Source organism: Streptomyces hydrogenans (assembly GCF_014656075.1).
GTDB classification, from domain to species: domain Bacteria; phylum Actinomycetota; class Actinomycetes; order Streptomycetales; family Streptomycetaceae; genus Streptomyces; species Streptomyces hydrogenans.
Map to the genome: position 1 here is coordinate 43,604 of NZ_BNBS01000033.1, position 23,138 is coordinate 66,741.

Here is a 23,138-nt window from a genome sequence, read left to right on the forward strand (position 1 = left end):
CCCGGAAGTCCGCGATTCCGTGCGGGATTCACCCGGAACGCATTTCGGCCGACTTTCCGGAGCCTTTCGGCCTTCGGTTCTCGTGGCCGGGATTATCGGCCTTCCGCGGCGGGTGCCCCGGGGAGGTCGCGGAGGGTGCGCAGCGGCTTCACGAGGAGGAATCCGCCGGCCGCGACCAGGGCGGCCGCGACGGCGCCCATCGTGGCACGGGTGCCGACGAGGGAGGCGAGGGTGCCGCCGAGGAGGGCGCCGAGCGGGATGGTGCCGTAGTTGAGGAAGAGGGTGGTCGCGGTGACCCGGCCGCGCAGCTCGGGCGGGCAGTACGCCTGCCGGAAGCTGACGATGACGACGTTGCAGGCCACGACGCCGGCGAACAGCACGACCGAGCCGAGGACGAAGAACGCCAGCCGCGGCCCGGGGGCTGCGAGGGCGAGGAGCAGGCCGAAGGGCGAGGCGGCCGCCTGCACGGTCAGCAGGGCGCGGGCCGAGCCGAGGCGCTCGGCGAGCCGGCCGGCGGCGAGGCCGCCGAGCACTCCGCCGAGGCCGCCGCAGGCGACGAGCCAGCCGAGCGTGTCGGCGCCGACGCCGACCGTGCGGACGAGGAAGACGATCTGGACGGCCTGCAATCCGGCCATCGCCAGGTTGACGGCCGCGCCGAACGCGGTGACGGCCAGGACCAGCCGGTCGCCGAGGACGAAGCGCAGGCCCTCGGCGATCTCCTTGCCGAGCGGTCGCCGGGGCGCCGGGGCCGGGCGGGGACCGTCGGGGCGGATGCCCAGGAGGCAGAGCGAGGACACCAGGAAGGAGCCGGCGTCGAGCAGCAGGCCCGGCACGCCGCCCAGGGTCTGGGCGACCAGGCCGCCGAGTCCGGGCCCCGCCACCCGGGTCGCCTGGTCCCCGCCCTGGAGCTGCGCGTTGCGCCGCATCAGGGCGTCCGTGGGCACCAGTTGGGGCAGATAGGCCGAGTAGGCGGTGGAGAAGAAGACGGAGGCGGCGCCGGAGAGCAGGGCGGCCCCCAGGAGGTGCTGGATCGTCAGGGCTCCGAGCCACCAGGCGGCCGGCACGCTCGCGAACACCGCCGCGGAGACGGCGTTGCAGACCAGCATCACCCGGCGCGCCGGGAGCCGGTCGACCCAGGCCCCTGCGGGCAGCCCGATGACCAGCCAGGGCAGCCACGCCGCGGCGGTGAGCACGCCCATCACGAACGGCGAGGCGTGCAGGGTGGTGACGGCCACGAGCGGCAGCAGGACGGACGTCACGCTGGTGCCCAGCTTGCTGGTGGTCTCGCCGACGAGCAGCAGCCGGAAGTTCCGGTGCGGGGACCGGCCCCGGTCTTTCGCGGCCTGTGCGGTGGTGGGCGCGGCGGATTCCAGCGCGGGCCTCCGGACTTCGATTACCGACGGATTTCCGGCGCACCACGGAAGAGGGGTGCGGTGGCCGTGAGTTCGGGCTGGATCGTACAAGTTCATCGCCGTGGAAACCAGGGTGGCCATTTTCCACGGGGGCCGCTTACGCTCGACCCCGCCCATTGCCAGCGCACCATGCCTCGTGGAAGGGTCGAGCCCGGATGATCAATCCGTTCGAGAATGAATCCGGCCCATTCCGGGGCCGCTTGAATTCGGCCGGCCCCGTCACGCGCGTCCCGGACGAGGCCGCCCCGCACCCGGGGCACGAGCCGGCCGGCGGCTCCCCGCGCCCGCTGCTCGACCTCTTCGAGGAGCGGGCCGTGAGCACACCGGACGCGACCGCCCTCGTCTTCCAGGAGGAGACGGTCTCGTACGCGGAGCTCGACGCCCGGGCGAACCGGCTGGCCCATGTGCTGGCCGCGCGGGGCGCCGGGCCGGAGACGGTCGTCGCCTCGGCGCTCGACCGCTCGGTGGAACTGGTCGTCGCCGTCCTGGCGGTGATGAAGACCGGGGCCGCGCACCTGCCGGTGGACCCCGGCTATCCGGAGCGGCGCATCGCCCACCTCCTCGGGGACGCGGCACCGGCCCTGCTGCTCGCGGTGTCCGGCACGATCCTGCCGAAGCTCCGGCCGACCGCGACCCCCCGGATCGATCTGGACGCCCCCGGGACCCGCGCGGACCTGCGCCGCGCCGCCGCGTCCGGACCGCCGTCCGGCGCGCGGCGCGAGCGGGGCGAGTTGCCCGCGTACGTCATCTACACCTCCGGGTCCACCGGCCTGCCCAAGGGCGTCGTGGTCACCCGCTCCGGCCTCGCCCACCTGGCCGCCCACCAGCGCGACAGCCTCGCGGTGGACGCCGGCAGCCGGGTCCTGCAGTTCGCCTCGCCCAGCTTCGACGCGTTCTTCTGGGAGCTGGCGATGGCGCTGTCCGCCGGGGCCGCGCTCGTCCTGGCCCCCGCGCGCGATCTGCTGCCGGGCCCCGGTCTCCGGCGGCTCGCCGACGGGCGGCGCGTCACCCACGTCACGCTGCCGCCGTCGGTGCTGCGCGCGCTGCCGTCCGACGCCCTCCCGCACGTGCGGGTCCTGGTCGCGGCCGGCGAGGCCCTGGACGGTGAGCAGGTGCGGCGGTGGGCTCCCGGCCGGACGCTGATCAACGCGTACGGGCCGACGGAGACCACGGTCTGCGCCACGATGAGCGGCCCCCTCGCGGACGGCTCCGGCACTCCGCCGATCGGCGGGGCGGTCCGGGGCGCGCGCCTGCGCCTGCTCGACGCCGCCCTGCGCCCGGTGCCCGACGGAGTCGTGGGCGAGTTGTACGTCGCCGGCGCGGGGCTCGCGCGCGGCTACCTCGCCCGGCCCGCGATGACGGCGGGCCGCTTCGTCGCCGACCCGTACGGACCGGCCGGCGCGCGGATGTACCGCACGGGCGACCTGGCCCGTCACACGCCCTCCGGTGAACTGGAGTTCGCCGGTCGCGCGGACGACCAGGTCAAGGTGCGGGGGCACCGGATCGAGCCGGGCGAGATCGAGGCACGGCTCGCGGCCCACCCCGGGGTGGCCGCCGCCGCCGTGACCGTGCGGGAGGACCGGGAGGGGGACCGCAGGCTCGTCGCCTACGTACGCCGTGATCCCGCCGCGCCCGCGGGCGCCGGCCGGGCGGGCGACGCGGACCGCGTGGCGGAGTGGCGGCGCGTGCACGACGCCGTGCCGGACGACGACGGACCGGCCGCCTTCGGGGAGGACTTCAGCGGGTGGACCAGCGGCTACGAGGGCAGGCCGCTGCCGCTGGAGCAGCTGCGGGAGTGGCGCGACGAGACGGTACGGAGCATCCGCGCCCTGCGGCCCCGCCGGGTGCTCGAACTCGGCGTGGGAAGCGGGCTGTTACTGGCGCACCTGGCTCCCGGAGCGGAGGAGTACTGGGGGCTCGACCACGCGCCCCGGGTGATCGAGCGGCTGCGGCGGCAGGTGGACGGGCGTCCGGACCTGGCCGGGCGGGTGGTGCTGCGCGGCCGGGCGGCCGACGACCACGAGGGCGTCCCCCGCGGGTACTTCGACGTGGTCGTCCTCAACTCCGTCCTCCAGTACTTCCCCGGCGGGCGCTATCTCGCCCGGGTGCTCGGGCTCGCCGCGGCCGCCCTGGCGCCCGGAGGCGCGGTCTTCGTCGGCGACGTCCGGCACCTGGGGCTCGCGGAGACCTTCCACGGGGCGGCCGCCACCGCTCGCTCGGCGAGCACCGTCCCCGGCGGCGAGGAGCACCGCGGCGCCGTGGCGCGCGGCCTGGCCACGGAGCCGGAACTGCTGGTGGACCCGGAGTTCTTCCGCTCCCTGACGCTCCCGGCGGCCGAGGGGGCCGTCCCCCTCTTCGGCGCGTGCGACGTCCGTCTGAAGCGGGGGACGCACCACAACGAGCTCACCCGGTACCGCTACGACGTCGTCCTGCGCCGCCCCGGCGCCGACGCCTCGCCGCGGCGCCCCGGCGCGTTGGTGGACCTGCGGTGGGGCACCGACGTCCGTACCGCCGACGGCCTCGCCGACGCCCTGGCGGACCACGCGCGGCGCGGCGCGCCCGTTCGGGTCACCGGCGTGCCGAACGGGCGGCTCGCCGAGGATCTGCGCGCGGCGGGCGGGACGCCGGCCCCCGGACCGGACCCCGAGGAGCTCGCGCGTCTGGGCGAACGGCTGGGGTACGGCGTCGCGTTGCGCTGGTCGGCCCGATCAGGTCCGGGCCACGTCGACGCCGAGTTCTCGCTCGGAGCGACCGCGTTCCCTCCCGGGGCGGGGAATCCGTCCGGGGCGAGGGAGCCCGCCGGTGCGGGGGACCTCTCCGATGCGGGGGGTCTCTCCGATGCGGGGGGTCTCTCCGATGCGGGGAGCCCTGAAGCGCGGGACCCCGAAGCGGCGGACCTCTCCGGAGCGGAGGACTTCCCCGCCAGGCAAGGGGACCTCCCTCCTGCGGGCGGGGCCGCTCTCGGGCCCGCGCCGGATCCCGAGCGGCACGTCAACGTTCCCTTCTCCGGGGGCGGCGACGCCGAGCTGGTGTCGTCCGTCGCCGCGTGGGCGGCCGCGCACCTGCCCTCCCCCATGGTGCCGTCGGCGTTCGTCGTCCTCGACGCGTTCCCGCTCACCCCGCACGGCAAGCTCGACCGGGCCGCGCTGCCCGCCCCGCACGGGCCCCGGCCCTCGGCCGGCCGGCCGCCGCGGACCGCGCGGGAGGCGGCGCTGTGCCGGATGTACGCGGAGGTCCTGGGGCTCGCCGACGCCGCGCGGGGGCCGGAGGCGGCGGGCGCGGCGGGCGCGGCGGGCGCGGCGGGCGCGGCGGAGGACGCGTACGCGGTCGGGATCGACGACAGCTTCTTCGCGCTCGGCGGCCACTCGCTGCTCGTCACCCGGCTGGTGAGCCGCGTCCGCGCGGAGCTGGGGGTGGAGCTCCAGGTGGGCACGGTCTTCGACGCGCCCACGCCCGCCGGTCTCGCCGCCCGGCTCGCGGGGGCCCGCACGGCGCGGGCGGCGCTGCGGAGGATGCCCCGCCCCGACTGACGGCGGGCGAGCCCCGCCACGGACCGGATCACGCACGACGAGGGTCACCGAAGGATTCCGATGGACTTCAGCCTGTTCTACTTCGCCGACGACAGCACGCCGGCCGGGGACTCCGGGCGGTACGAACTCCTGCTGGAGGGCGCCCGCTTCGCCGACCGGCACGGCTTCCGCGCGGTGTGGACGCCCGAACGCCACTTCCACCCATTCGGCGGGCTGTACCCGAACCCGTCCGTGGTCGGCGCCGCCCTCGCGATGATCACGAGCAGCGTCGCCATCCGCGCCGGGAGCGTCGTCGCCCCCCTCCACGATCCGCTGCGGATCGCCGAGGAGTGGTCGGTCGTGGACAACCTCTCCGGCGGGCGGGCCGGGGTGTCCCTCGCCTCCGGCTGGCATCCGGTGGACTTCGCGCTGGGCCGGGTGCCGTACGCGGACCGCAAGCGCGCGCTGGCCGACACCGTCGAGCGGCTGCGCGGGCTGTGGCGCGGGGAGGCGCACGAGGTGGTGGGCGGCGACGGCGCCCCCGCGCGCGTGCGGACCTTCCCGCCGCCGGTGCAGCGGGAGCTGCCGCTGTGGGTGACGAGCGCGGGCGACGAGGGCACCTTCCGCACGGCCGCGGCGGCGCGGGCCGGCGTCCTCACCCATCTGCTGCACCAGGACGCCGACGAGCTCGCCGCGAAGATCGCCGGCTACCGGCGGGCGGCGCGGGAGGCCCACGACGGCTGGGAGGGCCACGTCGTCCTGATGCTGCACACCTTCCTGGGCACCGACCGGGACGAGGTGCGCGCCACCGTCGAGGAGCCGCTGTCCGCCTACCTCAGGAGCTCGGCCCGGCTGATCGCCGCGTCGTTCGGCGCCTCCGACCCGGACTTCGACGTCGACGCCCTGGAGGACGAGGACCTCGACTTCCTCGTCGCCCGCTCCTTCGACACCTACTTCGAGCAGCGGGGGCTGTTCGGCACGGTGGAGGACGCGGCGGCGACGGTCGAGCGGCTGCGCGGTGCCGGTGTGGACGAGATCGCGTGCCTGATCGACTTCGGCATCGGCACGAAGACCGTGCTGGACGGGCTGCGCCACCTCGACGCCCTGCGCGAAGCCTGCCGGGCCCGCTGACCCCGGCCCACGAGACCGACCCGAACCCGAGAGACCCGAGAGACCGAGAGGCCGAGACCACCGTGATCCCTCTGTCGTTTTCGCAGCTGCGCTTCTGGTTCCAGGAAGAGCTGGACCGGGGCGGGGAGTCGCCCAACACGTCGATGGCGCTCCGGCTGACGGGCCGGCCGGACGCGGGGGCGATGCGCGAGGCGCTGCGGGACGTGGTGGCGCGGCACGAGAGCCTGCGCACCGTCTTCCCGGTCGGCGACGGAGTGCCCCGGCAGCGTGTCCTGGAGGCGGTGGAGGTCGGGCTGCCCGTGCGCCCGGTCGCGGAGGAGGAGCTCGACGCGGCCCTGGCCGAGGAGACCGGGCGCCGCTTCGACCTGGAGCGCGAGTCGCCGCTGCGGGCCGTGCTGCTCGCCGTCGACTCCCCCGGCCTGCACGTGCTGGTGATCACCGTGCACCACATCGCCATCGACGGCTGGTCCGTCGCGCCGTTCCTCCGCGACCTGTCGCACGCCTATGCCGCCCGCCTGGAAGGGCGACCGCCGTCCTGGGAGGAACTGCCCGTCCAGTACGTGGACTTCACCCTGTGGCAGCGCAAGGAGCTCGGCACGCCCGACGCCCCGGGCAGTCTCGTCGCCGAACAACTGGCGCACTGGAGAAGGGCCCTCGCGGACGCCCCGGCCGAACTCCCGCTGCCCACCGACCGGCCGCGCCGCTCGACCGCCACCCACCGGGCCGGCACCGTCCCCTTCCGCCTGCCCTCCGACAGCCTCCGGCTGCTCTCCCGGCTCGCCCTCCGGCACGGCGCCAGCACCTTCATGGTGCTGCACGCGGCCTTCGCCGGGTTCCTCCGCCGGATCGGCGCGGGCACCGACGTCCTGGTCGGCAGCCCGGTCGCCGGCCGCACCGACGTCGGCCTCGACGAGCTCGTCGGCTGCTTCGTCAACACCGTCGTCATCCGGACCGACACCTCCGGCGACCCCGACTTCCACGAGCTGCTCCGGCGGACCCGGCGCGGCGTCGTGGCCGCCCTCGACCACCAGGACGTGCCCTTCGAGCAGGTCGTGGAGGCCGTCAACCCGGCCCGGTCGGCGGACCGGCACCCGCTCTTCCGGGTCATGCTCAGCCTGCAGAACAACGCCGGCGCCGTCGTGGACCTCCCCGGTCTCGACGCCCGCCTGCTGGACTACGTCCACCGGACGATCGTCTACGACCTGCTCCTCGACGTCACCGAGACCGACGGCGCGCTGGGCGGCGCCCTGGTCTACGCCCGCGACCTCTTCGACCACGACACCGCCGAGCGTCTGGCCCGCGGCTTCACCGCCTACCTGACCCAGGCGGTCGCCGCGCCCGAGCGGCCCGTCGGCGGGCTGGACCTGCTCACGCCCGTCGAACGGCGCACGACGCTGGAGACGTGGAACGGCCGGGACGGCGACCTGCCGGACGGCTCCGTGCCGGAGCTGCTGCGGCGGCGGGCGGCCGCCTCGCCCGACGCCACCGCGGTGGTCTGCGGCGCGACCCGGCTCACCTACGCGGAGCTGGACACCCACGCGGACCGGCTCGCCCACCGGCTGCGGCGGCGCGGCGCGGGTCCGGAGCGGCTGGTCGCCGTGGCCGTGGACCGCTCGGCCGACCTGGTCGTCGCCCTGCTCGCCGTGCTGCGGACGGGCGCCGCGTACCTGCCCCTGGACCCGCGCAACCCGGACGACCGGCAGCTCGCGCTCCTCGACGACGCGCGGCCCTGCCTGATCCTGGCGGACGCCGCCACGCGCGCACGCGCCGAGACCCTCGCGGGCGCGGGGACCGGCCTGCCGCTCGTCCTGACGGACGACCCCGATCCGACGGGTCCCGACGACGACACGGCGGGGGACACCGGCGCCCGGCCGGAGATCACCGGTGACCGGGCCGCGTACGCGATGTACACCTCCGGCTCCACCGGCCGCCCCAAGGGCGTCCTGGTCACCCACCGGAACATCGTCGCGCTCGCCGCCGATCCCTGCTGGGCGGCGGACGGCGGGCACGCCCGGGTCCTCGCCCACTCGCCGCACTCCTTCGACGCGTCGACGTACGAGCTGTGGGTGCCGCTGCTCCGCGGCGGCACGGTCGTGGTGGTGCCGGCCGGCGACTCCTCGCCGCGCGCCCTGGAGCGGGCGGCGGGCGAGGGGGACGCGACGAGCGCGTTCCTCACCACCGCGCTCTTCAACCTGCTGGTGGCGGAGGGAAGTCCGCTGCTCGGCCGGGTCGGGCACGTCTGGACCGGGGGCGAGCAGCCCTCGACGACGGCGGTGCGGCGGATGCTGACGGACTTCCCCGGTACCGCGCTGACCCATGTGTACGGGCCGACCGAGAACACCACGTTCAGCACCTTCGGCCGGGTGGAGCCGCCCCGAGGCACCGACACGCTCACGGACACGGCACCCGACGCGGTGCCGGGCGCCGCCCCGGACGCGCACGGCGGCAGGCCCCCGATCGGACGGCCGATGGCGAACACCCGGGTGTACGTGCTCGACGACCGGCTCCAGCCGGTGCCGGTCGGGGTGCCGGGCGAGCTGTACCTGGCGGGCGCCGGGCTGGCCCGCGGCTACCTCGGCCGCCCCGGCCTCACCGCCGGGAGCTTCGTCGCCGACCCGTACGGCGGACCCGGCGGCCGCATGTACCGCACCGGTGACCTCGTCCGGTGGACCGCCGACGGGGCGCTCGACTTCCTGGCCCGCGTCGACGACCAGGTCAAGATCCGCGGCTTCCGCATCGAGCCCCGCGAGATCGAGGCCGTGCTGGAGCGCCACCCGGCCGTCGCCCGGGCCGCCGTCCTCGTCCGGGAGGAACGGCCGGGCGAGCGCGACCTCGTCGCCTACGTCGTCCCCGCCCCGGACCACGACGACGATCCCGCGCGGCGCGTCGCCGAGCACGCCCGGCGTGCCCTGCCCGACTACATGGTCCCCGCCGTCGTCGTCCTCCCCGGCGGACTGCCGCTCACGCCGAACGGCAAGCTGGACCGGGCCGCGCTGCCCGCCCCCGGGCGCGGCGGCGGTTCCCGCCCGCCCCGCACAGCCGCCGAGCAGCTGGTGTGCGGACTGTTCGCCGAGGTCCTCGGGGTGCCCGAAGTGGCCGCGGACGACGACTTCTTCGCGCTCGGCGGCCATTCGCTGCTGGCGGTCCGGTTGGTGAACCGGCTGCGCGAGGTGCTGGACGAGGGGATCACCACCCGGACGGTCTTCGCGTCGCCGACGCCCGCCGGACTGGCTGGGCGCGCCCGTGCGAGAGAGGACGCCGGGCGCGCCGGGCGCGGCCCGCTGCGCCCCCGGCCGCGCGGGGACGTCCTGCCGCCCTCCTACTCCCAGCTGCGGTTCTGGGCGCAGGGCGAGCTGACGGAGGGTGCCGCCGCGCACACCGTCACGACCGCGCTGCGGCTGACGGGACCGCTGGACGCCGGGGCGCTGGCCGCGGCGCTGGCGGACGTGGTGGCGCGGCACGAGAGCCTGCGCACGGTCTTCCCGGTCACCGACGGGACGCCGCGCCAACTGGTCCTCGAAGCGGAGGCGTTCGCGCTACCGGTACGGAGGGTGGCGGAGCGGGACGTCGAGGCGGCGGTGCTCGCGGCGTCGGAGTACGCCTTCGACCTGGCGCGGGAGAGACCGGTGCGGGCGGAGCTCCTCGCCCGCGGCCCCGAGGACCACGTCCTGGCGGTCACGTTCCACCACATCGCCTTCGACGGCTGGTCCGCCGCGCCCTTCCTCCGCGACCTGTCCTCGGCCTACGCGGCCCGGCTGCGCGGGCAGGCGCCCGAGCGGCCGGAACTGCCGGTGCAGTACGCCGACTTCACGCTGTGGCAGCGGGAGGGGCGGGGTGACGCGGACGCTCCGGACGGCGACCTCGCCCGCCGGCTCGCCCACTGGGCGGGCGTGCTGGCCGGCGCCCCGGACGAACTGGCGCTGCCCTTCGACCGGCCTCGTCCGGACACCGCGACCCACCGGGCCGGCACGGTGCCCTTCCGGCTCGCCCCGGCGGACCACGCGCGGCTGACCGCCCTGGCGCGGCGGCACGGCGCCAGCGTGTTCATGGTGCTGCACGCCGCCCTGGCGGGTCTGCTGCGGCAGCTGGGGGCGGGGACGGACGTCCTCGTCGGCAGCCCGGTCGCCGGGCGCACCGACAGCGCCCTCGACGACCTCGTCGGCTGCTTCGTGAACACGGTGGTGGTGCGGACCGACGCCTCCGGGAACCCGGACTTCGGCACCCTGCTCGACCGGGTCCGGGGCGCGGTCCTCGCCGCGCTGGAGCACCAGGACGTGCCCTTCGAGCAGGTCGTGGACGCCGTCGGACCGGTGCGGTCGGCGGCCCGGCACCCGCTGTTCCAGGTGATGCTGAGCCTCCAGAACAACGCGGCCGGCGCACTGGAACTGCCCGGACTGCGCGTCGAGGCGCTGCGCCTCGGGCGCTACCGGTCCCTCCCCTGCGACCTGCTGCTCGACCTGACCGAGGCCGACGGGGGCCTGGAGGGCAGCCTCGTCTACGCCCTCGACCTCTTCGACCACGCGACCGCCGAGCGGCTCGCGGAGTGCTTCGCCCGCTTCCTCGCCGACGCGACGGCCCGTCCGACCCGTCCGGTGCGCGAGCTCGACCTGCTGTCACCGGCCGAGCGACACACCGTGCTGACGGAGTGGGGCGGGCCCGCGGCCGGTTCGGCGCCCCTCGGCGGGACCGTGCCGTCGGCCGGATCGGTGCCGCGGTGGTTCCGCGAGCAGGTCGCCCGGACGCCGGACGCGGTCGCCGTGCTGCAGGGGGCGCGGCGGGTCACGTACCGGGAGCTCGACGCGCGGGTGGAGCGGCTGGCCCGGCGTCTGCGGGGGCTCGGCGCCGGACCGGAGCGGCTGGTGGCCGTGGCGATGGAGCGGACGCCCGACCTCCTGGTCGCGCTCCTCGCCGCGCACCGGACCGGCGCCGCGTACCTCCCGGTCGATCCGCACCACCCCCGGGAGCGGGTGGCGGGGATCCTGGAGGAGGCCGCGCCGCTCCTGGTGCTCTCCGACCGTGCCACCCGCGCGGCGCTCGGCACCCCCGCCTGGCAGGCACTGGACGACCCCGCGTTCGACTCAGGCCCCGCCGCCGGATCCGGGGACCCGGACGGGCCGGTGCCGGCCGACGCCACGGCGTACGTCCTCTACACCTCCGGTTCGACGGGCCGGCCGAAGGGGGTCGCGGTCAGCCACGGCAACCTCGCCCATCTGCTGGCCGCCATGCGGGACCGGCTGCCGCTGGGCCCCGCGGACCGGCTGCTCGCGGTGACGACCGTCGCCTTCGACATCGCCCACCTGGAACTCCTGCTGCCGCTGCTCTCCGGCGCCGCGGTCGTCCTCGCCTCGCCCGACGAGGTGCGCGAGCCGCGCGCCCTCGGCCGGCTCGTCGGCCGGCACCGGGTCACCGCCCTCCAGGCGACGCCGTCCCTGTGGGCGGGGCTGGTGGCCGAGGTGCCCGACGCGGTCCGGGGGCTGCGCGTGCTCGTCGGGGGCGAGGCGCTGCCGCCCGCCCTGGCCGGGCAACTCACCGCCCTGGCCGCGGAGGTCACCCATGTGTACGGGCCGACGGAGACGACCGTCTGGTCCCTCGCGACCCCGCTCGGTCCGCGCGACGCGGAGCGCCCGCCGCTCGGTTCGCCGCTGGGCGGCACCCGGGTGTACGTCCTGAACGACGGGCTGCGGCCGGTGCCCGTCGGCGTGCCGGGCGAGCTGTACGTAGGCGGTCCCGGCGTGGCTCGGGGCTATCTCGGCCGCCCGGGCCCGACCGCCGAGCGGTTCGTCGCCGATCCGTACGGGCCGCCCGGCGGCCGGCTGTACCGCACCGGCGACCTGGTGCGGTGGACCGCCGGCGGCGGGCTGGTGTTCCTCGGCCGCGCCGACGACCAGGTGAAGCTGCGCGGCTTCCGCATCGAGCCCCGGGAGGTCGAGGCGGCCCTGGACCGGCACCGGCGGGTGGCCCGCAGCGCGGTCGTGGTGCGCGAGGACCGGCCGGGCGAGCGCCGGCTCGTCGCGTACGTGGTGCCCGTCCGGGACGCCGCCGGGGACGACGGCCTCGTGCCGGACCTGTCCGCGTGGGCGCGGCAGACGCTGCCGTCGTACATGGTGCCCGCCGTCGTCCTCCTCCCCGACGGGCTGCCGCTCACGCCGAACGGCAAGGTCGACCGGGCCGCCCTGCCCGCCCCGCGCGCCGCCGTCGCCCCCGAGGGGGCGGCCCGGGCGCCGGAGACCGCCGCCGAGAAGCTGCTGTGCGAACTGTTCGCGGCGGTCCTCGGGCGGAGCGGCGTCGGCGTGGACGACGACTTCTTCGCGCTCGGCGGCGACAGCATCGTGTCGATCCGGCTGGTGTCCCGGGCCCGCTCGCGCGGGCTGTCCCTCTCCACGAAGGACGTCTTCCGGTACCGGACGGTCGCCGCCCTCGCCGCCCACGCGAAGGTACGGACGCCCCGGGCCAGCGCGTCCCGGGCCGCCGGCGCGGCGCCGGCCGGGACCGGGGCGGCCGACGCGCCGCGCCCGCCCGCTCCGGCCCACGACGGGGCCGGAGGGTCGCGCCCCCCGCTCGACGACCGGGCGGAGGTGCCGCTCACCCCGATCCTGCACTGGCAGCGGGAGCGGGGCGGGCCCGTCGACGGCTTCCACCAGTCCGTGCTCGTGCGGACCCCGGCGGACCTGTCCCCGGCGCGCCTGCGGGCGCTGCTCCAGGCGCTCCTCGACCGGCACGACGCCCTCCGGACGCGGCTGACGCGCGACGGCGGGTGGCGCCTCGACGTGCTGCCGCGCGGCGCGGTGGACGCGGCGGGGCGGATCGCGCGGATCGACGCGTCCGGGCTCGACGCCGGGCGGCTCGCGGAGCGGGTGCGGGCCGAGGCGGACGCGGCACGCCGACGGCTCGCGCCCGGCGAGGGGAACATGGTCCAGGCCGTGTGGTTCGACGCGGGCCCCGGCCGGCCCGGCCGGCTGCTCCTCATGATCAACCACCTGGTCGTGGACGGGGTGTCGTGGCGGATCCTCCTGGAGGACCTGGGCACCGGCGTCGCGCCCCGGGCCGAGGCGCCGGACGCCGCACCCGTGTCGTTCGCCGACTGGGGCCGCCGACTGGCGGACGAGGCGCGCGGCCGGAGCGCCGAACTCCCCTTCTGGCGCGGGATCCTGGAGGGCGCCGGCCCGCTCGTCCCCGGGGCGGAGCCGCTGGCCTCCCGGGACGTCGAGGGGGCGAAGCGGACCGTCACCCGGGTCCTGCCCGCCGACCGGACGGAGCCGCTGCTGACCCGGGTGCCCGCCCGGCTGGGCGTCGGGGTGAACGCGGTGCTGCTGGGCGCGCTGAGCACGGCGGCGGGGCACTGGCGCACGGACTCCGGTTCTGGTGACGGCCGCTCCGGGGGCCCCGTGTCGGACGGCCGGGGCCCGTTCCTCGTGGACGTGGAGGGGCACGGCCGCGAGGAGATCGCGGGCGGCCTCGACCTGTCGGCGACCATCGGCTGGTTCACCAGCATGTTCCCGGTCCGCCTCGCGGGACGGCCGGACGACCCGGAGGACGCCGTACGGGCGGTGGACGGACAGCTGGGGAGCATGCCGGACAAGGGGCTCGGCTTCGGGCTGCTGCGCCACCTCCACCCGGAGACCGGGCCCGTGCTCGGGGCACTGCCCCGGGCACAGATCCTCTTCAACTACCTGGGCCGCTTCGACCGGCCGGACGACACGGACTGGGCCCTGGTGCCGGAGGCCGGCGCGGTCGGCGGGGGCGGCGACCCCGGGATGCCGCTGACGCACCTCCTGGAGGTGTCGGCGATCGTCCACGACCGGGGCGCCCGGCCCGAACTCCACGTCACCTGGGCGTATCCGGAGGCCCTGCTGGACCGGGCCCGGGTGGAGGCGCTGGCCGACGCCTGGTGCACGGCCCTGGAGACCCTGACCACATCCACCGCAGAGCCGGGAGAGACGGCGTGACCGCAGCAGACCGCGCGTACGAGCACTCCGACGAGGAGACGTCGAGACCGGCGCCGCTCCAGGAGGGGCTGTTCTTCCACACCGCGTTCGACCCGGACGGGCAGGACGTCTACACCATCCAGCTGGCCCTGGACTTCGAGGGCCCGGTCGACCCCGGCCTGCTGCGCGCGGTCTGCCGGGTGCTGACGGACCGCCACGACAGCCTGCGGTCCGGGTTCCGCGCCGACCCGTCGGGCGCGCCGGTGCGGTTCGTCGGGGCCGCGGTCGAGCCGGACTGGCGGACGGCCGACCTCACCGGGACGGCGCCCGGCGACCGGGAGGCGGAGGCGGCGCGGCTGGCCGGGGAGGAGCGGCGGCGCCGCTTCGACCCGGCCCGGCCGCCGCTGATCCGCTTCCTGCTGATCCGGCTCGACGCCACCCGGTGGCGCTTCGTCCTGACGAACCACCACATCATCCTGGACGGCTGGTCCACCTCGATCCTCCTCGACGAGCTGTTCCTCCTGTACGACGCGGGGGCCGGGGTCGCCGGGACGTGCCCGCTGCCGCCCGCCCCCTCGTACACCTCCTACCTGGACTGGCTCGGCACGGTGGACCCGGAGTGGTCGCGGGAGGCGTGGGCGGAGGCGCTGGCCGGGATCGATGGACCGACTCTGGTGGCGCCGCACCGGCAGGGCCGGGACACGGTGGTGCCCGAGCGGGTGCTCCGCACGCTGCCGGCGGCGCGGACCGCCGCGCTGGCCGCCCGGGCGCGCGAGGCGGGGGTCACCCTCGGCACCGTGACGCAGGTGGCGTGGGGGCTGGTGCTGCGGCAGCTGACCGGGCGGGGCGACGTGGTGTTCGGGCTGACGGTGTCGGGGCGGGCCGCCGACGTCGACGGCGTCGAGTCGATGGTCGGGCTGCTCATCAACACCGTGCCGGCGCGGGTGCGGGCCGACCCCCGCGACACCCTGCTCGACGTGCTGGAGCGGGTCCAGGACGAGCAGCTCGACCTGATGGAGCACCACCACGTCGGGCTGACGGAGATCCAGCGGGAGGCCGGGTACGGGGCGCTGTTCGACACGACGGCCGTCCTCGACAACTATCCGATGGGCGCGGGCGAGCGCCGGCTCGGCGAGGCGCTCCTGGTCGGCGTCTCGGGCTTCGACGCCACCCACTACCCGCTCTCGCTGATCTGCACGCCGGCCGAGGAGCTGTCGCTGCGGATCGACTTCCGGCCCGATCTGCTCGGGCGCGCGGAGGCGGAGGGGATCGCCGACCGGCTGGCACGGATCCTGGAGGCGATCGCCGAGGATCCGCACCGCACGGTGGGGAGCCTGCCCGCCCTGTCGGCGGACGAGCGCAGGCTGGTCCTGGAGGAGTGGAACGCGACCGCCCGCCCGGTGGCACCGGCCACGCTGCCCGCCCTGATCGAGGCGCGGGCCGCGCGGGTCCCGCACCGCACGGCGCTCACGCACCGGGGGCGGGACCTCGGCTACGCGGAGCTGAACCGCCGGGCGAACCGGCTGGCGCGGGTGCTGCTCGCCGAGGGCGCGGGGCCGGAGGCCCGGGTGGCGCTCGCGCTGCCGAGGACGCCGGACATGGTCGTCGCCCTGCTCGCCGTCCTCAAGACCGGGGCCGCCTACGTGCCGGTCGACGTGCGCTATCCCGCCGACCGGGTGGCGCGGATGCTCGGCGACGCGCGGCCCCGGCTGGCGGTGGTCACCGAGGCGACCCGGGGGGTGCTGCCGGAGGGGACGGCCGCGGTCGTCCTGGACCACCCGGACGTGGTGCGGCGGGCCGACGCGCAGCCGGACGGGGACGTCGTGGACGCGGAGCGGCCGGGGCCGCTGCTCCCCGGGCATCCCGCCTACGTCATCTACACCTCGGGGACCACCGGTGTCCCCAAGGGGGTGGTCGTCGAGCACGCGAACGCCGTGAACTTCGTGGCGGTCGTCGAGGACCACTTCGGCGCCGACGGCATGGCGCGGGTCCTGGCGTCCACCTCGCTCAGCTTCGACGTGTCGGTCTTCGAGATCGTCACGACGCTGGCGCTCGGCGGGCACATGGAGCTGGTCGACGACCTGTTCGCGCTGCTGGAGCGGGACGGCTGGGAGGGCAGTCTGGTCAGCGGCGTGCCGTCGGCGGTCGCGAGCATGGCGGCGGGCGACGCGCTCGACGTGACGGCCCGGCACGTGGTGCTCGGCGGGGAGGCGATACCAGGCGCCCTGCTGCGGGAGCTGTGGCGGCGGGTGCCGGGCTGCGCGGTCACCAACATCTACGGCCCGACCGAGGCGACCACCTACGCGACGTGGTGGCGCGGCGAGGAGCGGCCCGACGGCGATCCGCCGATCGGCCGGCCCGTGCCCAACGCCCGGGTGTACGTGCTCGATCCGTGGCTCCAGCCGGTTCCGGTGGGACGGCCGGGCGAGCTGTACATCGCCGGTGACGGGGTGAGCCGCGGCTATCTGCACCGGCCCGCGCTGACCTCGGAGCGGTTCGTGGCCTGCCCGTTCGGGCCGCCCGGCGGCCGGATGTACCGCACGGGCGACCAGGTGCGCTGGCGCGCGGACGGCGAGCTGGAGTACCTGGGCCGGCTCGACGGGCAGGTGAAGGTCCGCGGCTTCCGGATCGAGCTCGGCGACGTGGAGGCCGCCCTGCTGCGGCACGAGGGCGTGGCGCGGGCCGTCGCGGTGGTGCGGGAGGACCGCGAGGGCGACCGCAGGCTCGTCGCGTACGTGCTCGCGGCCGGGCCCGGGGAGCCGCCGTCCGGGGCGGAGCTGCGGCGCTTCGTCCGCGCCGCGCTGCCGGAGCACATGGTGCCGTCGGCGGTGGTGCCGCTGGAGCGGTTCCCGCTGATGCCGAACGGCAAGCTGGACCGGGCGGCGCTGCCCGCGCCCGCGTACGGCACGACCGTCCGCAGGGAGGCGGCGCACGCGCGCGAGGAGCCGCTGTGCGCGCTGTTCGCCGAGGTGCTGGGGGTGCCGCGGGTCGGCCCGGACGACGGCTTCTTCGACCTGGGCGGGCACTCGCTGCTGGCGACCCGGCTGGTGAGCCGGGTGCGGGCGGTCCTCGGCACCGCGCTGACCGTCCGCGCGCTCTTCGAGGCGCCGACCCCGGCGGCCCTCGCACGCCGGCTCGACGACGGCGGCGACGGCTCCGGCCTGGACGTGCTGCTGCCGCTGCGGACGGGCGGACGGCTCCGGCCGCTGTTCGCGGTGCACGCGGCGAGCGGTCTGGCCTGGCCGTACGCCCGGCTGCTGCCGCACCTGGACCCGGAGGTGCCGCTGTACGGGCTGCAGGCGCCGAGCCTGACCGATCCGGAGGGCGGCGCGCGCAAGCCGGAGGAGCTGGCACGGGAGTACGCCCGGCGGATCCGGGAGGTGCAGCGGGAGGGGCCGTACCGGCTGCTCGGCTGGTCGGTCGGCGGCACCCTCGCCCACGGGGTGGCGGCGGAGCTGGTGGAGGCGGGGCACGCCGTGGAGTTCGTGGCGCTGCTGGACGCGTATCCGGCTCCCTCGGCGGGGCTGCCGGGCTGGGAGGAGACCCACCGCCACGTGGCCGGGTCGGCCGGCTTCGCCGCGGACGGGACGCCGCCGGAGCAGATCGCGCTGCTCGGGGAGCGGGCGGTGGAGGGCGCGCGGCTCGCGGTGCGGTCGGCGGTGGACGCGCTGCGGGCCGTCCCGGCGCGCACCCGGGGGGTGGACGTGCTGCACTTCCGCGCGGCGGCGGACGGCGCGGCCGTCGCGCCGGACGCCTGGCGGGCGTACGCCGGGGGGCGGCTGACGGCCGTGGACGTGGCGTGCGGTCACTACGAGATGCTGGATCCCGCTCCGCTCGCCGTGATCGGCGCGGCGCTGACGGACCGGGTCGCGGAGGGCGCGGAGGGCCGTTGAGCCCGGGGGGCCGGAGGGGGTCCTCCGGCCCCCCGGGGCTCAGAAGTCCCAGCCGGCGTCGGCGTCGGTGTCCCCTGCCGGTTCGGGGGCGGCGAAGGACGCGCCGACCATGCCCGCGGTCAGGGTGGTGCCGTCGACGGGGTCGATCAGGATGAACGAGCCGGTGCGGCGCGAGTCGGCGTAGGCGTCGACGGGCAGCGGTTCGGCGGTGCGGATCCTGACGCGGCCGATGTCGTTGGCGTCGAGCCGGCCGGAGTGCGGGCGCAGGGACAGGTCGTCGAGGGTGAGCCGGGCGGGGATGGCCTCGACGATGGCCTTGACGGTGCGGGTGCCGTGCTTGAGCAGCACGCGGTCCCCGGCGGCGAGCGCCCGGTCGGCGACGTGGCAGACGGTCGCGTCGATGGTCGGGGTGGTCTCCGGGGCTTCCGCCGTCGGCACGATCAGGTCGCCGCGCGCGACGTCGAGGTCGTCCTCCAGGAGGACGGTCACCGACTGGCCGGTGCGCGCGGAGTCGACCGGCCTGCCGAGCAGGTCGATGCCGGCGATCCTCGTCGTGCGGCCGGACGGCAGGACCGTGACCGGCTCGCCGACCTGGAGCACGCCGGCGGCGATCCGGCCGGCGTAGCCGCGGTAGTCGGGGTGTTCGGCGCTCTGCGGGCGGATGACGTACTGGACGGGGAGCCGGGCCCGGGCGTCGGCCGGATCGGGGCCGACCGGCACCGACTCCACGTGCTCCAGGACCGTCGGGCCGCTGTACCAGTCCATGCGGGCGGACGGCTCCACCACGTTGTCCCCGGCCAGGGCCGAGATGGGGATGGCGGTGACCTCGGGGATGCCCAGGTCGGCCGCGTGCGCCGTGAACTCGGCGACGATCGTGGCGAACACCGCCTCGCGGTAGCCGACCAGGTCCATCTTGTTGACCGCGAGGACGACGTGCGGGACGCGGAGCAGGGCGGCGATGGCGGCGTGCCGGCGGGTCTGCTCGACGACGCCGTTGCGGGCGTCGACCAGGATCACCGTCAGCTGGGCCGTGGAGGCGCCGGTGACCATGTTGCGGGTGTACTGCACGTGCCCGGGGGTGTCGGCGAGGATGAACCGCCGCTTGGGGGTGGCGAAGTACCGGTAGGCGACGTCGATCGTGATGCCCTGTTCGCGTTCGGCGCGCAGGCCGTCGGTGAGCAGGGCGAGGTCGGGCCCGGAGCGGCCGCGGACGGCCGAGGCGCGCTCGACGGCCTCCAGCTGGTCGGCGAGGACCGACTTGGAGTCGTGCAGGAGACGGCCGACGAGGGTGGACTTGCCGTCGTCGACGGAGCCCGCGGTGGCGAACCGCAGGAGGGTGGTGGCCGGGAGTTCCGTGGTCCTGGTCATGCTCAGAAGTACCCCTCGCGCTTGCGGTCCTCCATGGAGGCCTCGGAGAGCTTGTCGTCGGCGCGGGTGGCGCCCCGCTCGGTCAGCCGGGAGGCGGTGATCTCCGCGATCACCTGGTCCAGGGTCACCGCGTCGGAGTCGACGGCGCCGGTGCAGGACATGTCGCCGACCGTGCGGTAGCGCACGCGCCGCCGCTCGACGGTCTCGCCGTCCTTCGGGTCGCCCCACGCGCCCACGGGCAGCCACATCCCGGAGCGCCGGAACACCTCGCGCTCGTGGGCGAAGTAGATCTCCGGCAGCTCGATGCCCTCGCGGGCGATGTACTGCCACACGTCCAGCTCGGTCCAGTCGGAGAGCGGGAAGACCCGGACGTGCTCGCCGGGGGCGTGCCGGCCGTTGTACAGCTGCCACAGCTCGGGGCGCTGACGGCGCGGGTCCCACTGCGAGAAGCGGTCGCGGAGGCTGAACACCCGCTCCTTGGCGCGGGCCTTCTCCTCGTCGCGCCGGCCGCCGCCGAGGACCGCGTCGAACCGTTCCGACTGGATGGTCTCGGTGAGCGGCAGCGTCTGGAGCGGGTTGCGGGTGCCGTCCGGGCGCTCCTTGAGGACGCCGCGGTCGATGTAGTCCTGCACGGACGCCACGTGGAGGCGCAGCCCGTGGGCGGCGACGGCGCGGTCGCGGTACTCCAGGACCTCGGGGAAGTTGTGTCCGGTGTCCACGTGGAGCAGCGCGAAGGGCACGGGGGCGGGGGCGAACGCCTTGAGCGCGAGGTGGAGCATGACGATGGAGTCCTTGCCGCCGGAGAAGAGGATCACCGGCCGTTCGAACTCCCCCGCCACCTCGCGGAGGATGTGCACCGCCTCCGACTCCAGCACGTCCGCGTGGGTCGGTGTGTACGGGTCGTCGGTCCGCGCGGACCTTCGCGTCGCCGTCGTCATGCCAGCCCCTTCTCCCGCAGCAGCGCGACCAGCGCGCGCGCCGACTCCGCCCTGCTCTGCTCGTGCGCCGGGAGCCGCAGGTCGGGTGCGGCCGGCGGCTCGTACGGATCGTCCACGCCGGTCAGTCCGGAGAGCTCTCCGCGTGCCTGCCGGGCGTACAGGCCCTTCACGTCCCGGGTGGCGCACACCTCGACCGGCGTCGCCACGTGCACCTCGACGTAGGGGACGCCGGCGGCGGCGTGCCGCTCGCGGACGGCCCGGCGGGCGTCGGCGTAGGGCGCGATGACGGGGACGAGCACGGTCACGCCGTGGGAGGCGAGCAGGTGCGCGACGTAGCCGACGCGGCCGACGTTGGTGTCCCGGTCCCGGCGGGAGAAGCCGAGGTCGGCCGTGAGGTGGGCGCGCAGTTCGTCGCCGTCGAGGACGTGCACCGGGCGCCCGGCGGAGCGGAGCGCGGCCGCCGCCCCGCGCGCGATGGTGGACTTGCCCGCGCTGGGCAGGCCGGTCAGCCACACCGTGGCGCCGGGGGTTCGGGGGGCGCCCGGGGCGCGGTCGGTCACGTGGTCGTCGGCCATGGGTCCCGTCCGGGGTCGAGGGAGGTCTCGATCGCGGTGACGGCGATGAGCTGCCCGGTGGCGGCGTCGCGCAGGGCCATGTCGGCGACCTCGGTCCCCGGTGCCCCGGTGCGGGTCCAGCGGCGGACGGTGACCGTGAAGACGGCGCCGGGGTCGGCGTTGCCGAAGTAGCCGATCTTCTGGTCGAGCACCTTGCGCCGCAGGAACTGGCCGTCGGTCCGGCCCAGCGAGCGCCACAGGCGCAGCAGCATGGTGTCGAAGACGGCGAAGTACGAGGCGAAGTACATGAGTCCGGCGCCGTTGAGGTCGCGGACGACGTCCAGCGCGTAGGGGTAGGTCTGGGTCCGGCCGGCCTCGTGGAAGCCGGGGGGCCCGTCCGGGTGGAAGCTGCCGGTGGCCCGGGCGCGGCCCACGAGGGAGCGCGGGGAGTGGGCGTTGGGCAGCACCGGGAGGTCCTGGTAGGTGAAGCCGGGCGGGGTCACCTGGGCGAGGCCCTGGTTGCTGCCGGCGGTGGTGCGGGCGATCCAGCGGTTGAAGTTCTCGGCGTAGAGGCAGTCCGGGTGCGGGTGCGCGTACACCTCCGCCGGGTCCAGCGGTCCGTCCGGCAGGTCCAGTCCGGCGGGGGCGAGCCGGTGCAGGGTGATGACCGACTGGCTGCCGAACTGGAAGGTGCGGGAGTCGACCCGGAGTTCGTCGCCGAAGGTGAGGCCGTGCGGGTGGACGACGTCGCCGCCGCGCACGTGGAAGTAGTAGAAGGAGAGGTAGGCGGGGTCCCCGTCGGCGGTGCGGGCCGCGTGGACGTTCATCCGGCACGACTCGCTCACCGCCTCCCAGGTCCAGTCCCCGATCCGGCCGAAGACCAGGGAGCCGCCGCTGCACATGCCGGGGGCGACGACCACGTGGCGGGAGAGCCCGTCGGCGGCCGTGGCGGGGGCGCCGGGCGCGGGGTGCACGGTGGTCACGCGCGTGCCTCCCGTCCGGTCCGGGGCGTCCGTTCCCGGGAGCGCCAGGCGTCCGCCGCGGCGAGGAAGCGGTCGTCGTCCTCGGCGGAGCCGATCGACACGCGGACGCCCACGCCCGGGAAGGCCCGTACGGCGATCCCCTGCCCGGCGCACCAGGTGCCGAAGGCGGCGGCGTCCTCGTCGAGGCGCAGCCAGAGGAAGTTGGCCTGGCTGTCCGGGACCTCCCAGCCGCCGTCCCGCAGGGCGTCGCGGACCCGGGCGCGTTCCGTGACCGTGGTGTCGACCCGGCGCAGCAGCCGCTCCTCCAGGCCGAGGGCGGCGACGGCGGCCCGCTGCGCGACGCTGCTGACCGCGTAGGGCACGGACGCCTTGCGGAGTCCCTCGACGACGCGGGGGTCCCCCACCAGGTATCCGGTGCGCAGTCCGGCCAGTCCGTACGCCTTCGAGAAGGTGCGCAGCACGACGAGGTTCGGGTGGTCGGCGCAGAGCGGCAGCGCGCTCTCGGCCGACGGTCCGCGGACGTACTCGTGGTACGCCTCGTCCACCGCCACCAGGCAGGTCGGCGGGACGGCTCCGAGGAACTTCCGGAGCTCCTCGGGGCCGACGACCGTGCCGGTCGGGTTGTTGGGGTTGCACACGACGACGAGCCGGGTCCGGTCGGTGATCCGGTCGGCCATGGCCGCCAGGTCGTGGGTCTCGCCGTCGAGCGGCACCTGGACGGACTCCACGCCCGCCAGGGTGGCGAGGGTGGGGTAGACCTCGAACGACGGCCAGGCGTAGACGGCTTCGGCGCCGGGGTCGGCGACCGCCTGGAACAGCGTCTGCAGGAGGGCCACGGAGCCGGCGCCGACGGCGATCCGGTCCTCCGTGGTGCCGAGGGCGCGGGCGAGGGCCCGGGTCAGCTCCGCGCAGCCGGGGTCCGGGTAGCGGTTCACGGTGGCGGCGGTCTCCGCGATCGCCTCGACGATGCCGGGGAGGGGGTCGTGCGGCGACTCGTTCGCCGACAGCGGGCGGGGGCGCTCGGCCGTGCCGTGGACGCCGTCGGACGGCTTGTAGGAGGCGACGGTCTCCAGGACCGCGCGCAGGGGTGGGTGGGCCATGGGGACTCCCGATGGAGGGGGCGCCGCCGCGCCGGTCGTGCGGGCGGCGCCGGGGTCGACGGTGGGCTCAGCCTCCGGGGCGCCGTTCGGCCATCAGTCGGGCCACGTCGGCGAGGGTTCCGGCGTCCAGCAGTTCGTAGTCGTGGACCTCGATGCCGAGCCGTTCGTTCAGCGCGGTGGCGAGTTCCAGCACCGCCAGGGAGTCGAGCCCGACCTCCTCGCGGGTGGCGGTGGGGACCACGTCCTCCTCGCGCACCTGCAGGTCGGCGACCAGGATGTCCTTCAGTACGTCGTACACGGCTGCTCTTCCCTCGCTGTCCTCACC

10 protein-coding genes and 2 pseudogenes are annotated in these 23,138 nt (G+C 76.2%); 5 read left to right on the plus strand and 7 right to left on the minus strand.

Going from position 1 to position 23,138, the window contains the following annotated elements:
• Positions 1 to 92: 92 nt before the first annotated feature.
• Entirely contained in the window at positions 93 to 1,469 is a 1,377-nt protein-coding gene (locus tag IE321_RS16370; RefSeq protein WP_190223430.1) for an MFS transporter, read from the minus strand.
• Between the two features lie 98 nt (positions 1,470 to 1,567).
• On the opposite strand from IE321_RS16370, the pseudogene IE321_RS43190 reads away from it, so the two are divergent.
• The 5 genes and pseudogenes from IE321_RS43190 to IE321_RS16390 all read left to right on the plus strand — a co-directional run.
• Positions 1,568 to 3,565, plus strand: a pseudogene (locus IE321_RS43190) (amino acid adenylation domain-containing protein); the annotation flags it as partial.
• 921 nt (positions 3,566 to 4,486) lie between these two features.
• Positions 4,487 to 4,942: pseudogene (locus IE321_RS43195) on the plus strand (phosphopantetheine-binding protein); the annotation flags it as partial.
• A 60-nt stretch (positions 4,943 to 5,002) separates the two neighbouring features.
• Positions 5,003 to 6,052, plus strand: coding sequence for a MupA/Atu3671 family FMN-dependent luciferase-like monooxygenase (locus IE321_RS16380; RefSeq protein WP_190223432.1), 1,050 nt, complete (start codon positions 5,003 to 5,005; stop codon positions 6,050 to 6,052).
• Between the two features lie 62 nt (positions 6,053 to 6,114).
• Complete coding sequence (locus IE321_RS16385; protein ID WP_190223433.1) at positions 6,115 to 13,998, plus strand: non-ribosomal peptide synthetase; 7,884 nt, start codon at positions 6,115 to 6,117, stop codon at positions 13,996 to 13,998.
• Complete coding sequence (locus IE321_RS16390) at positions 13,995 to 17,870, plus strand: non-ribosomal peptide synthetase (RefSeq protein WP_190223434.1); 3,876 nt, start codon at positions 13,995 to 13,997, stop codon at positions 17,868 to 17,870. Before IE321_RS16385 ends, IE321_RS16390 begins: the two co-directional genes overlap by 4 nt.
• 39 nt (positions 17,871 to 17,909) lie before the next feature.
• Here IE321_RS16390 and IE321_RS16395 read toward each other — a convergent pair whose 3' ends face one another.
• From IE321_RS16395 to IE321_RS16420, 6 genes are all read right to left on the minus strand, one after another.
• On the minus strand, positions 17,910 to 19,238 hold the full coding sequence (locus tag IE321_RS16395) for a sulfate adenylyltransferase subunit 1 (protein ID WP_190223435.1): 1,329 nt from the start codon (positions 19,236 to 19,238) through the stop codon (positions 17,910 to 17,912).
• 2 nt (positions 19,239 to 19,240) lie between these two features.
• Positions 19,241 to 20,176, minus strand: coding sequence for a sulfate adenylyltransferase subunit CysD (gene cysD, locus IE321_RS16400; RefSeq protein ID WP_190223436.1), 936 nt, complete (start codon positions 20,174 to 20,176; stop codon positions 19,241 to 19,243).
• Positions 20,173 to 20,751, minus strand: a complete 579-nt coding sequence (cysC, locus tag IE321_RS16405; protein ID WP_190223437.1) for an adenylyl-sulfate kinase — start codon at positions 20,749 to 20,751, stop codon at positions 20,173 to 20,175. Before cysC ends, cysD begins: the two co-directional genes overlap by 4 nt.
• Positions 20,733 to 21,713 (minus strand): LnmK family bifunctional acyltransferase/decarboxylase, encoded by a 981-nt coding sequence (locus IE321_RS16410; RefSeq protein WP_063765983.1) that lies wholly within the window; start codon positions 21,711 to 21,713, stop codon positions 20,733 to 20,735. The genes cysC and IE321_RS16410 overlap by 19 nt, the downstream gene beginning before the upstream one ends.
• Positions 21,710 to 22,813 (minus strand): histidinol-phosphate transaminase, encoded by a 1,104-nt coding sequence (gene hisC / locus IE321_RS16415; protein ID WP_190223438.1) that lies wholly within the window; start codon positions 22,811 to 22,813, stop codon positions 21,710 to 21,712. The genes IE321_RS16410 and hisC overlap by 4 nt, the downstream gene beginning before the upstream one ends.
• A gap of 67 nt (positions 22,814 to 22,880) precedes the next feature.
• The gene (locus IE321_RS16420; protein ID WP_043222075.1) at positions 22,881 to 23,111 is read right to left on the minus strand and encodes an acyl carrier protein; all 231 of its coding nucleotides are present in this window, start codon (positions 23,109 to 23,111) and stop codon (positions 22,881 to 22,883) included.
• Positions 23,112 to 23,138 lie beyond the last annotated feature (27 nt).

Bases quoted from the DNA above. Each gene is read 5' to 3' on its own strand.
- IE321_RS16380 (WP_190223432.1), top strand. From the start codon at position 5,003: ATGGACTTCAGCCTGTTCTACTTCGCCGACGACAGCACGCCGGCCGGG.
- IE321_RS16395 (WP_190223435.1), bottom strand. From the start codon at position 19,238: ATGACCAGGACCACGGAACTCCCGGCCACCACCCTCCTGCGGTTCGCC.
- hisC (WP_190223438.1), bottom strand. From the start codon at position 22,813: ATGGCCCACCCACCCCTGCGCGCGGTCCTGGAGACCGTCGCCTCCTAC.
- cysC (WP_190223437.1), bottom strand. From the start codon at position 20,751: ATGGCCGACGACCACGTGACCGACCGCGCCCCGGGCGCCCCCCGAACC.
- cysD (WP_190223436.1), bottom strand. From the start codon at position 20,176: ATGACGACGGCGACGCGAAGGTCCGCGCGGACCGACGACCCGTACACA.
- IE321_RS16370 (WP_190223430.1), bottom strand. From the start codon at position 1,469: ATGAACTTGTACGATCCAGCCCGAACTCACGGCCACCGCACCCCTCTT.